Annotated in this window: 12 protein-coding genes and 2 pseudogenes; 3 read left to right on the top strand and 11 right to left on the bottom strand. The window is 51.1% G+C overall.

Annotated features, from left to right (window positions below; translation table 11 throughout):
- Positions 1-100 (top strand): hypothetical protein (locus ACOI6Z_RS27115; RefSeq protein ID WP_021313670.1); only part of this gene is annotated, 100 nt, incomplete at its 5' end.
- Here the strand turns inward: ACOI6Z_RS27115 and ACOI6Z_RS27110 are convergent.
- Together ACOI6Z_RS27110 and ACOI6Z_RS27105 are read right to left on the bottom strand one after the other, a co-directional pair.
- Positions 97-708: a DUF2913 family protein gene (locus ACOI6Z_RS27110; protein ID WP_000176305.1), complete on the bottom strand. Its 612-nt coding sequence runs from the start codon at positions 706-708 to the stop codon at positions 97-99. The two genes, ACOI6Z_RS27115 and ACOI6Z_RS27110, sit on opposite strands and share 4 nt — an antisense overlap.
- A gap of 53 nt (positions 709-761) precedes the next feature.
- Entirely contained in the window at positions 762-1043 is a 282-nt protein-coding gene (locus ACOI6Z_RS27105) for a hypothetical protein (protein ID WP_001568067.1), read from the bottom strand.
- Positions 1044-1224: 181 nt separating this feature from the next.
- Between ACOI6Z_RS27105 and ACOI6Z_RS27100 the strand changes: the two genes are divergently transcribed.
- Entirely contained in the window at positions 1225-1551 is a 327-nt protein-coding gene (locus tag ACOI6Z_RS27100) for a C2H2-type zinc finger protein (protein ID WP_004201125.1), read from the top strand.
- A 1043-nt stretch (positions 1552-2594) separates the two neighbouring features.
- Here ACOI6Z_RS27100 and repA read toward each other — a convergent pair.
- The 8 genes and pseudogenes from repA to ACOI6Z_RS27060 all read right to left on the bottom strand — a co-directional run bounded on the left by repA (position 2595) and on the right by ACOI6Z_RS27060 (position 7755).
- On the bottom strand, positions 2595-3452 hold the full coding sequence (repA, locus tag ACOI6Z_RS27095; RefSeq protein WP_004152292.1) for an incFII family plasmid replication initiator RepA: 858 nt from the start codon (positions 3450-3452) through the stop codon (positions 2595-2597).
- Positions 3445-3522 (bottom strand): RepA leader peptide Tap, encoded by a 78-nt coding sequence (gene tap, locus ACOI6Z_RS27090; RefSeq protein ID WP_004171457.1) that lies wholly within the window; start codon positions 3520-3522, stop codon positions 3445-3447. The genes repA and tap overlap by 8 nt, the downstream gene beginning before the upstream one ends.
- Before the next feature lie 216 nt (positions 3523-3738).
- Complete coding sequence (locus tag ACOI6Z_RS27085; RefSeq protein WP_004199332.1) at positions 3739-4017, bottom strand: replication regulatory protein RepA; 279 nt, start codon at positions 4015-4017, stop codon at positions 3739-3741.
- Between the two features lie 320 nt (positions 4018-4337).
- Positions 4338-4889, bottom strand: a complete 552-nt coding sequence (locus ACOI6Z_RS27080; protein WP_004152294.1) for a phospholipase D family protein — start codon at positions 4887-4889, stop codon at positions 4338-4340.
- Between the two features lie 104 nt (positions 4890-4993).
- Positions 4994-5074, bottom strand: a pseudogene (locus ACOI6Z_RS27075) (hypothetical protein); the annotation flags it as partial.
- A gap of 83 nt (positions 5075-5157) precedes the next feature.
- Positions 5158-5436, bottom strand: a complete 279-nt coding sequence (locus tag ACOI6Z_RS27070; protein ID WP_004152296.1) for a bacteriocin immunity protein — start codon at positions 5434-5436, stop codon at positions 5158-5160.
- 1 nt (position 5437) lies between these two features.
- Entirely contained in the window at positions 5438-7456 is a 2019-nt protein-coding gene (locus ACOI6Z_RS27065; RefSeq protein ID WP_032429298.1) for an S-type pyocin domain-containing protein, read from the bottom strand.
- A complete protein-coding gene (locus tag ACOI6Z_RS27060) occupies positions 7369-7755 on the bottom strand; it encodes a hypothetical protein (RefSeq protein ID WP_004152299.1) in 387 nt (128 codons plus the stop codon). Before ACOI6Z_RS27060 ends, ACOI6Z_RS27065 begins: the two co-directional genes overlap by 88 nt.
- Before the next feature lie 360 nt (positions 7756-8115).
- Between ACOI6Z_RS27060 and ACOI6Z_RS27055 the strand changes: the two are divergent.
- Positions 8116-8409, top strand: a pseudogene (locus ACOI6Z_RS27055) (hypothetical protein); the annotation flags it as partial.
- 34 nt (positions 8410-8443) lie between these two features.
- Here ACOI6Z_RS27055 and ACOI6Z_RS27050 read toward each other — a convergent pair.
- Positions 8444-11250, bottom strand: a 2807-nt coding sequence (locus tag ACOI6Z_RS27050; protein WP_420687553.1) for a Tn3 family transposase, incomplete at its 5' end; no start/stop codon positions are given.

Raw genomic sequence — 11250 nt, 5'->3', positions numbered from 1 at the left:
GAAAATTGCCCGTACCATGCTGCAGAACGGCATTGACCGCAATACTGTCATGAAAATGACCGGTCTGACTGAAGATGACCTGGCACAAATCCGCCACTAATCCCCCTTTCCTGGCACTCCCTGCCGGGCCATCAGTGAAAACTGGTGGGGCAGGGAGGCATCAGACTCAGGCTCAGCCTGCCAGCCACAGCGATTTAACAGTTTCATTATCCCAGTTACGTTCCCTGTCAGACGTACTGTCAGCGGATTTGTCTGTTGGCCATTGTCGTCAAAAGCGGCATCAAGGTTTGTCCGTAAGAGATAAACACCGTTTACTCCAGGATTGAGTACCAAAGCATATCGTCCGGCCCATTCTCTGTCGCTCATTACGCGGTAATTCCAGCCCATGTCTTTCGCTGTTTCCAGCGCATACGTCAGGCGGAACATGTCGTTCTGTTCAGTCAACTCGCCGCTGCAGGAGCGCCAGACATAGCCCAGTTTGTCGGCCAGCTTAGCTCTCACACCCAGCAAACGCCCCTGATTCAGTAACCACCCGATATCCTGTGCCACATCGCGCGAGAATCGCCGTTGCTTCAGTGCTGCCGCGAGCCAGCGGGTGAGAAAGAGATTTTCCTGTGCGGGAGAGAGTTCTCCCTGCTCCTGTCTGGCCAGTGCCAGCGCGACCAGTGCACACCATGCCAGATGGCCTGTTTTTTCTGTCAGCGTCATAACAGATACCTCCCTTCAGTCTTACTGATTCCCAGGTCTTAAATCTCAGTTGTTCAGCTCTGTACAGTCGGTCTCAGCTGCCATGTTGCCCCACCAAAACAGGTCACACCGACCACCTGCTCCCAGGTTTCCTTCTGCTCCAGCAGCTTCTCCAGCGCATGAAAGTCCGCGCGCGAGAGCACAATATCTTCCCGCTCGCCGGGCGACTCCAGAATATACCCCTCAGGTATCCGCGTGGCCGATTCAGCAGCCTGCCGTGAGGATATGCGGTAAAAGGTTTTGATGCATCCTCCGCGAGTGAGGGCATCGAGGATGATGCTTTCGGCAACGCGCATGACTGGCTCCGGTTAAAAGTGTTTCACGTCTTTGCCGGTGTGCAACTGGCGACGCTCATCATGCCGCGTAGTGCTTCCACAGACAACGGCTTTGCCTCATTGCCCCGGTGGACCATCGCATGGCAGTTCGGACAAGGAATGCTATGGTAAATATAACCTTCCCCTTACACTCATGAAGCTTATGGAAGAATTATTCACTTGTCCGATATGTAAACTCTCATTTGGCCATAAAGCTAGGTTGAGAAAGCATATAAAAAAGCATACGAAATCCCTTGAAAAGAATCTCGCTAAGGCCAACTCAACCAAAAAGGCTGAGCATGAAAAGATGCTTATTCAGGAGAGGATTGCAAGGACAGGTAGCGCTTTTAAAAATGAATCGGAGAGAAATAAGTACTTTGAAAGAAGGCGTGCTGAAAACCCCATATTTGATATCGATACGCCGATCAGAAAGGCCTCGTTTATAGTGAATGCCGGTGCCTTTGGTTTGGGTAAATCCAGAAAAAACTAGCCGTTTTTTTGGCAAAAGCAGATCTAATGTCCCCGTGGTGAGTATATAAAAAATTACGGGGAGCTGAGCGACCTTCGTCTAGCTCTCTTCTTGTTTTTTTGCCGCAGCGGACTCTCGCGTGCGTCAGACACAAGTGGCGCAGGGGACGGGTTTTTGATGCGCGTCAGCGCATGGGAGGCGCCATGCGCCGGAGACCCCCGCAGCGAAGCGAGGACGAAAAAAGCATTACGGCTTCAGCCGTAATAATCCCCCACACTGCTAAGCCCAGAACAAACCCGCTAAAAACGATACAGAAGCTGCTGTGCGCGGTCGGAGTGGTCACGACAAGGCGATAGCCGCAGTCGGGGCGTATCTCCGCGTTAGCGGGCCGTTAGGGCCGCTTACGAGCGTGTACGCCAGAACGAAAAGCAACACCACCCACAGCAATGACAAGATCTAGTTACAACATCCGCCATTCTAAAGCGATGGTGTTCCCCGGCCTTCGGCCGGGGGCGGCGGCGCTTTTCAGTGGTGGGGAGGGGCTCCCGGCTGGCAAACCGGCGCCGGTTTTATGATGAATTTTCATTTGAATGCTGTAACTAATTTGGTTCTCCGGTTGGGGCCCGTCGCGCAGCGATGGGAGCTCTCTCTGATGTTGCCGAACCGGCGCGACCGTCAGGTCGCTGCAAGGGCGGGCACTCTCCGCAGCCTGTCCACAGGGCAGGCGATGAACAGGTTATGTGTTTACAGGATTTATTAAAGGATCTTTAAAAGAGATACAGAGCTGGTGTTTAAAAGGAACCACGCGCCCTGAAAGTCCGACGGCATGTGCTTTGTACGTATCACGGTTGTAGCCTAATGAAATACTCCCTTGCAGTTATATGTGGATAACAGAAATCGGCCGTCAGAAGTGACGCCGGCGATAACATTTAAGGCCACGTTGACGCAAGGAAGACCGGAATTATGGTGAGGAAAGCAGGCCTGAAGATAAGATAATACGTAGTAGCCGGCCAACAGGCGTGCGAAAGCCTCCGGCGCCGGCCGGATTTTTTAAGGAAGGAATGTTATAGGGGGACAGTGGCCAGTCGCGTGTAGTTGTTCCCGCGCGACAGCAGCATGCGCTCCTGCACACGGCGCTCAACCTCACGCTTCAGCGCTTCTTTATCGCCCATGAAGCGGCCGGTGGCGTATTCGCGGGTCAGTTGCTGACGCACGCGCGTCTCGATGTCATGACGCTGCCGTGATGCATCCCGCCGTGCAGTATCCCGCTTACGGCCGTGAGATTTACGCTCAGCCTGATAGCTGCGAAAACGCTCACGCACAAACCGCCACGCTTTTGCGATCAGTTCGTCCATCTCCAGGGGTTTCAGTTTCTGCTTTTTGCGCTGCAGGTTTTCCCACTCCACACGGCTGCGGCGCGCGGCCACCACAGCCACCTCAGAAACGTCAAGCGCGGAAAACAGAGCCGGGGTGAAGGTGATATCGGTCGGGATGTTACAGCCGATCTGCGGGTCATATTCAGTCTGATAGGTGATGAGCCCCAGCTCGGCCAGAAACTTCAGCGCCCGGGTGGCACGGCTGACTGACAGGTTGCCGCTCCTGGACTCGGTGGCCAGTCCACACTCGATGGCCATATTGGTAATCGAGCGCTGCACGCGATTGGCCAGCGGATCATAGTGAAAACACATTGCCTGCAGTAGCGCGTCAATTGCACGCCGGCGCAACAGGGGTGGCATCCTGTGCCGCTTACCCAGCGAACGCAAAAACGCCACATGAATGGAAAAATCAAAACGGGACGTGAAGCCTTCGGCTTTCGCCATCAGCTTACGGCAGAACGGCAGGGTCTTTTTCCCTTCACGCGGCGTGAATACCGGATTCGGGTTTTTAACCTGTGAATAGTGGTTTTGAAGGATATCAGTCACCGCTTCCTGCGCTTATGTTGCACGGAAGGAGCGAATGACACAGAAACTGATCTTGAAGTTTTCTGAGCATGTACATATACTCCCCGCATAGAGCAACACGTTCTATGCAGTTTATGAAGGCCCCGTTAATCTTTTCCTTCCGCCAAGATTGAAGAAGATTATCGGGGTTTTTGCTTTTCTGGTCCCGGGTAGATACCTCATCAGAACCAGTTCCCTGCCACCTTAGGGCGTGGCACACCCAAAATTATTCAGACCATCAACAATCTAGCACTCAATAAAAACATGATCAAGAATGTGAAGTCTTTACATCTATAAGACCACGTTCTGTAAGCTCTCGCTCGAGGAGTTTCTCGATAAACTGGGCTTGTGTCAGACCTTCTTCCTCACAAACCGCTATCATCACGTCCTTTAGTGGGTTTTTAACAAAAACCTTAACTTCTTTATGAGTTTCGCGTTTCCGCGCAATTGCAGCAAGCTGCCTCTCACTGGCAGACATTGGCTTACCTTTCCGGTATGCACGTTTTGCATTCGTAGAGGAAGTGGTTTTATCTGCTGAACGTGACATTTATCGCTCTCCTGACACCTCAGAAATGTCTTCGGAACGGAGGATACTACAGAACTCTCAGATCCTGCAAATCAATAACTTACTTTCAATTTGCAAGAGATCCTTTCTAAAATTGTAATTTGTATTGGCGTACAAATTTCAACTGAATGAGATGCCTATGTCCTCTTTTAAGAGAGTGGGAGAGTAGCCCCATCCTGAACTAAAAGTGAGTACCTTCAGGGGCAAGGCTTAAGAGATAAGATACGAGCGACGGGCGGACCAGGCGCTTTAGCATGGACGTAAGTAAACCGTATTGATGCTCGTTTTATGTCTGAGGAGCATTAATAAGCCCGTTTCCAGTCCGTACCCTGCGACCAGCGAGTCAACCAATGCTGCAGATAGCGTTGAGCAACGACTGGATCATCCCATACGACAAGCACGTTCTCTGAATTTACCCGATCAGCGGCGCGGGTGTAGTTAAAAGACCCGACTTCAATATTGCGGCCGTCGGCAATGATGACTTTGTCGTGCATGATTTTGTACTGCGACACTGTGCGAACCGGGATGCCGGCATTGACCAGAAGATTCATGGCCGCCAGGCTCGCCTGGTTTTGCTTGCCGGTATTGGCTTTCCAGTCCAGAACCACTTTCACATCGACACCACGCCGCTTTGCCCTGACAAGCGCACCGGCGACTTCAGGCGAGGTAAAGGAATACCCCATCAGTCGGATTTCCTGCTGCGCAGAATCAATAGTCTTCAGGACCAACTGCAGAGCCGTTCCTTCCGGAGAATATCCCGTCTCGATGCTGGCGGCATACACGGCCGGAACAGGTGCACACAAAGCCAGGCTGATAAGCCCCGACAGACAACATTTGTGGAGTGTACGGTTCATTTTTTTCACAGTATTTCCTTAACGGGTGTTTAAGAAACGCCGGGAGCGGGGGAAACTGGCTTTTCCCCGTTCCCGGGGTTGGACAACGACGCCATGCGGAGGCGTCAGGATTTTGTGGTATGCCGAAACCAGTAGCAGACGGGTCCGTCGCCGGTATCGTGGACAGAGCCCAGAAACCATCCATCATGGGGTCAGTTTGGAGACAGGAAAAAATAATGGATATCTAGTAATTATTCTTCAAATCCAGAGTTAAAAATGTGCGGATTCATCACCTGAACCCGCACATCCAATCACGATTTTTAAAACCTGGCTTACCGTTAGCAGCTCGCCATTCCTTTACGGTTTTAACAATTCCTTTCGCCGAAGAATCTTCGCCTACCTTAGGCTTGAAGATGAGGTTCCAACCAGCAGGATGCTCTGTTAGTTGGGCGAACGAATAAATAGCATCATCGTTCTCTTTGTCAGTTGGAAAATCAGCAGCGATTATTTTACTAACAAAAGCAGTAAATTCTTCTTCCGTAAAATCTGAAATTTTATTACCAGCCATTTTATTTTCCTTTATGTGTCTCAATATGATTTTTAGGTGTTAGCGCCTTAATGTTATCGACATCCATAACAGCCCCTCCTTGAGATATTTCTTTTTCGTGGTGTAATTCAGTTTTAACACGTTTCCCTACTGATTCTAAAAAGTCCGCAGTAGGTGCCCTTCCAGCTTTCATCTGATTAATATCAGCTTCACTAAATTGCTTGCTTAGTGCAGAATCGTCAGCAACCGCTTTCCAGAACGCCCGACGGGAAGAATCAAAACTACCGAAAGTCTTCCCGCGTAATTTATCCGCAATCTGGGAAGGAACAGGAGCACCATCCCCGGTACTGGCCCCCCCCATCCAGTTATTGCCAACGTTCTGCCCTTTGCCGCTTACTGTACCGGGCATGTTACGAGGGCTACGGTACATCACATACAGCGGTTTTAGGCCGGACTCCGGTGGAAACACCAGAATAATATCGTCAAAATCGAGGTCATCCGCTACCGGCGTCACGGTTTTATCTGTAGCCTGTGGCGCCGAAATCTGATCACCGGTATGCAGAATACGCTCCGGTAGTGGTACCGGCCCGCTTAGCGTCAGTGGTCCATTTGCACCAAGTGCGTCAGCCGGGCTGACAAAAATAGTTTGCGCCGGTACATCTGCGACAGCGGGAAGAGTATAGCCCCAGTAGCCGGTTTCCTTATCCAGTACAGCACGAGCGACCTTCACGGCACCGGCAGTATTGGTTTTGACCAGCTGAACATCCAGAATGCCGCTATCATTCATAACCAGACGGCCACGAACCGGCATACTGACAGATGTTTTCTGATCTGCTGCTTTATTCAATGCCGCGGTATCAGGCAGACCAAACGCATCGCCAGGCATCATCGAACTGATATCCCGACCGGGCACCATATCACTACCGACGCCAACTGATTTCGATAACACAAGACCGGCAATGGTTAATGCTACTGGGTTAGCCACCACAGCGACACTTAACGTCGCCAGAGCCTCGCTGATGAAAGCTCCCAGGCTGGCCGCAGCATCAGCCGACAGAGTAAAACCTCCACGTGACGCAGTTGACCAGGTCAGAGGAATAGCAAAAGGTGCCGCTGTAGCCGGGATACCCCTGACAGCCTGAATCTCTGAAGATTTCAGTTTATCTGCGGCTGTACAACGGGCCTGCAGCGCTTTTGCTTTTTCAGCAATGGCTCTGGCCTCCTCAGCGGCTTTCGCTGCTGCATCAGCCTGTCGTTTTTTTTCTGCCGCAGCGGCGGCTGCTGCTTCCGCCTCCTGGCGTTTACGTTCAGCAGCGGCGGCTTGTTCTGCGGACGCTAATGCAGCCTGGGCAGCCTGACGGCGCGTTTCTGCAGCATTATAGGCAGCTGATGCCTGCAGACTGGCCTGCTCAGCGGCCGTTGCCTGACTGGCAAGACTGGTAGCAGCATTTCGTTTGTTCACCGCATCATTCTGCGCTGCATCAACCTGAGCTTTTGTGATCCCAGATGGATAGAACCGGTATCCCCAGTGGTCATGCTCTTTATTCGAACTGATAACCTCCCATTTTTGGGTACCGTATTGGCCGTTATTATTTAGAGTGAGGCCTTTAATGCTTTGCTGCAGATCCTGATATTTTTTCTCAGCCTGAGTTGCTACTGGTACGGCATCGATAGCTTCCTTTCGCTTATTCTTCGCTGTATTAAGGGCATTATCTGCCACTGTTTTCAGGCGTGATGCTTCAGCAGTCGCCTGATTCAGATTATTACGCGCATCAGGAACAGTTTGATGTTGACCTGCAGCAGCCGCAGCAGAAATCGCATTCTGACGTTCTTTTTCAGCAGCGGCGGATGCCGCTGCTGTTTTCGCTGCGAATGCTTTTGCAGCCTCTTCTGCTTGCTGTTTTTCCTTAGCTACCTTCTCCGCTCGTGCAGCTTTTTCTGCTTCTGATGGACCTACAGCCACAAAAGCGCGGGTAGTATGTTCGTTATTACCAGCCCCGGATGATCGGTTTTCCCAGTATCCCATCTGCCCGTTATGCATAACAAGAGACTGTCCCTGTGGCCCCTGCCCACCCTGACTTCCGCCATTACCGGTAGAAGAACTGCGGACACCATCGAAGCCACTGACAGTTGTTGAGCCTTCCTCAGAGGACACAGTGTGAATCTGCCCCCGAATATCCGCCATATACCCACCATTACCATCACTGCGAATATTCGAGACATCTGATGCCCGGATTTGCGTCCCACCAAAACTATTAAACTGATTAGCCACATCACTGGCAGAAGGAGAGCTAAGGCCTGAGCTCGTAGCACCCTCACCGTTATAGTTAAATCCACCAATCACACATTTCCTTCTTTTGTTTTTTTTGTTTTCCAATTTTCTGAAATACGGCGTGCGGTTTATTGCTTCAGGACAGCTATCCGGAGGCTGTTATTAGTTCTCTGCCACGCCAGTTACTGCATATAAAAGCATGTATTTATATACAGTATCTTGATGCTGCTCTTGATATACCAGCTCTGTCAATATGTCGTGGTTAACAATATTTTTATTTATTTTCATTCACTTAAAAATAACAGCAGAGGTGGACCCGAGGCAGAATGCGGATCATCAGAAAGAAAAAAAACGATTTGAGCTCTGATTCATAGCCCGATAGATTACTTAGTTCCCCCGAGTGCACGATAAAAAAGAGAGTATTTCTGATGCCATTACCTGAGCGAATGAAACCCGCACGGGTCACCCGTAAACAGATGAAAGAACTGGTCAGTCAGCTGAATGGCATTCTCGATCACATCGATAACGGGATGGACGAAAACAATGAAGAACTAAAACAGATGATGGCAGACTGGAATGCACAGGTCGTCATACCCTGCGGGTTCTCTGATTTTCGTGATTTTTCATCCTGGACAAGTGCACTAGATTTCACCAGGATGGCGCTTAATCAGGAAAAATACCTTGATGACTTTACATGGACAGAACTGAACGACGTTATCAACTTGGGGTTCTACGCCGGAACCGCCGAAATTTCCGTTACCTCAGTTTCAGCCCAGCAACCAGTGCATCCAGGTCAATAATTTCATTGCTGCTCTGGAAGGTATAATGTCCGTTCAGCAAGATATGTTGCCAGGCCACCGGCGATATCCGGGTCAAAGCCTCAATGCCCTTGTCGTTTCCTTCTGCTTCCAGCCGTTCCAGTAATCGCGACAGGATCGCTGAGTTGTAATAAACGATCGCGTTGCAGATCAACCGCCCGCACTGATTACTGATGTCTGTTTCAATGTCGTTTTTTCCGGTTAACTCTTTCTTTCCACCGACTTTGGCGACGGCAGCACGGAGCTGGTGATAAGATTCAATCCGATTCTGGGAGCGGCGGATGTTTCGTTCCAGTTGGGGATCGCGCAGATACTTCAGGGTGTAAATACTGCGAACCAGCCGGTCATATTCAAATACTGCCTGTCTTGTCGGATTAGCCGTTGTATATGTGCATAATTTGCGGATCAGCGTTCCCTGCGTCATTTCCTTCAGCCCCAGCGTGGCGACAATGCGCTCGAGATTGCTTTTTTCACGGGTAATAAGTTCCAGGTCAATCTGTCCGGCAGGCTGAATCAGGCACTTCTTATATGTCGAGGGCTCTCTGGTACAGTACAACTCCGACAACTGTCTGTTCAGGTCAGTAAAATGAGGTTCAAATCGAAGGCCAAACCAGTGCAGGATCGCAAAGTTGGCCTTGTTGATGCTGTGCATGTCTCCGGTAATGGCCACAGGCTTCACGGCTGAAGTGTTGCGGTACCAGATATCAAAGACATGGTGGCCTTCGTACTCGTTTGTGCCAATCAGGCATCCGTTGATTGGGATGTGGTTACACAGCAGTGTGTAAGCCACCATGCCTTTACCGCGACCAAAATATTTACGTGAATATCGGGCTTTCACTGTCGGACGCTCAACACCAAATTTCTGCCCGTCAACGGCTCCATAAAGAGTCTCCGGATCAAACGAATAGAGCGGGAAGACCGGCAGTGCTTCTATGGCATCGGTGATACAGTCATTGGCCGTCAGCAACGACGCCAGGCGAAGGTACTGTTCGTACGTGGTTTCCAGAACATGGAACGGAATATCGCTGGTTCTCGCCATGACATGGTTACCATGGTTCATCGCCTGCGCAACGATGACCGCCATCAGGCTGTCTGCATCCGCTTCTTTTTTGGCATAACGGGGTTGTAGCGGCTTCATAGAATGAAGAAATCGGCACTGTTCGTTAACAAAGCGGAAAACATCGGTCACATCACAGAATGGAAGTTGCTCATAAAAACGCTTGTTCTGCTCCTTATTACGACTGACCACTGATTTATGCCAGGTCAGCTTCTGCGTTTCTTTATCGTATTCCAGATGTTTTAGCTTCCCCTGCTTCAGCTCACGGTTGAAGGCTTTCCACTGCCGGTGCAGTTCGGACTCCAGCACCTTTAGCTGCGTTTTTATCGGCTTTTTCAAAAATGGGATGTTCATTTCAGCCAGTACGGCGGCCTGTTCCCCTTCCTGTACCAGTTCATCAGAAAGATGGCGGTGCCGGAGACTGTCATTGAGGTGGAATTCACCAGCCTGAAAACGCTTTCTTATCTGGCGATAGAGCCAGAACTCATAGCGTCCGGCATTCAGGCCTGTGGGTTCACCATCCTCACCGTATTCCAGCAGATATGGACGCAGCCGTGCGGGTAACGTTTCAGGCGGGCATTCCTCAAGTGACCGCTGCGAAAGTGTCTGCTTTTTGCCGAACACCATTCGGAGCCAGTGCAGCGCCTCAGCCCACGGACTGTCCCGGACCACGCTGGTGAGGTCGAGTGACAGGTATAATGGCCGCAGGTGACGCCGGATTAATGCTGTCATACCGTCCACGGCCTGCCACTGTAGCGCCAGTCTGCTGACGGGTTTTACACTCATGCGCTGCGCGGTATTTTTCAGTGCCTCCCGTGGCATGATTTTCCAGGCGCGACGACGGACCTCGCCAAAAGTGGTAGGGTCCGGAACACTGTCGTCAACGTAAAGCGACAGCAGACGGCCGATTTTAGAGGTTTCTCGCCGGTGTTTTTCCTGCACGTCAGCCATAAGCTGTTTAGCCACGCTGCGACTCTCATCCTCAAGCTGTTTCATATGGAAAAACATCGCATCCACCAGGTTGTCGCTGAACTGGCGATAGCGAATCCAGGCATAGCACAGCAGGTAAAGGCGGGTCTGCCCGGGCTTCAGGTTGCGAAGATCGTAAACGGTATAGAAATTTGCCAGGCTGGCATAGTACAGCAGGTTTTGCTGAGAAATATTCAGCGCCGGTAAGACGTCACAGGCTTTGCGGTGCAGTGGCTCCAGGATGGCCCGTTTTTCCCGTTCGTGGACCATCTGGCGCCAGCCAAAGTCACGCGCATCCTGCCTGAGGACGGCGAGCCGGGAAAGCGTATCATCACGTTCAATCAGCTTGTCCAGCCCGGCAATTGTCGTGTCATCAAGCCGCTCCGCCAGAATACGCTCCAGCCGCTGCCTTTCATCAGAAAGGACCCGGCTCACCAGCGCCTGAAGCGTGGTGTAACCGGGTCGGATGATTTTATGTTCGTTGAGCCAGATGATCAGCTCTGTGGCGACAAAGCCTGGAGTCACATCACGACGAACAATTTGAAGAGCCTGATATTCGAGTTGTGAAGACAGTGCAGATGACCACGGCCGGTAACCGTACAGGGCGCAGATTTTTTCCCGCTGAGCATAGCGCTCATGCTTAGTGGGGAACGGTTCAGGAAGTGACTCACCGTGAAAATAACGGCTCAGGATAAAGTTGCAGTCATCCTTAACATCAC

Source organism: Klebsiella sp. C239 (genome assembly GCF_048822715.1).
GTDB classification, from domain to species: domain Bacteria; phylum Pseudomonadota; class Gammaproteobacteria; order Enterobacterales; family Enterobacteriaceae; genus Klebsiella; species Klebsiella quasipneumoniae.
The sequence above is the reverse complement of the archived record's forward strand: the minus strand, read 5'-3'. Positions and strand labels throughout refer to the sequence as shown.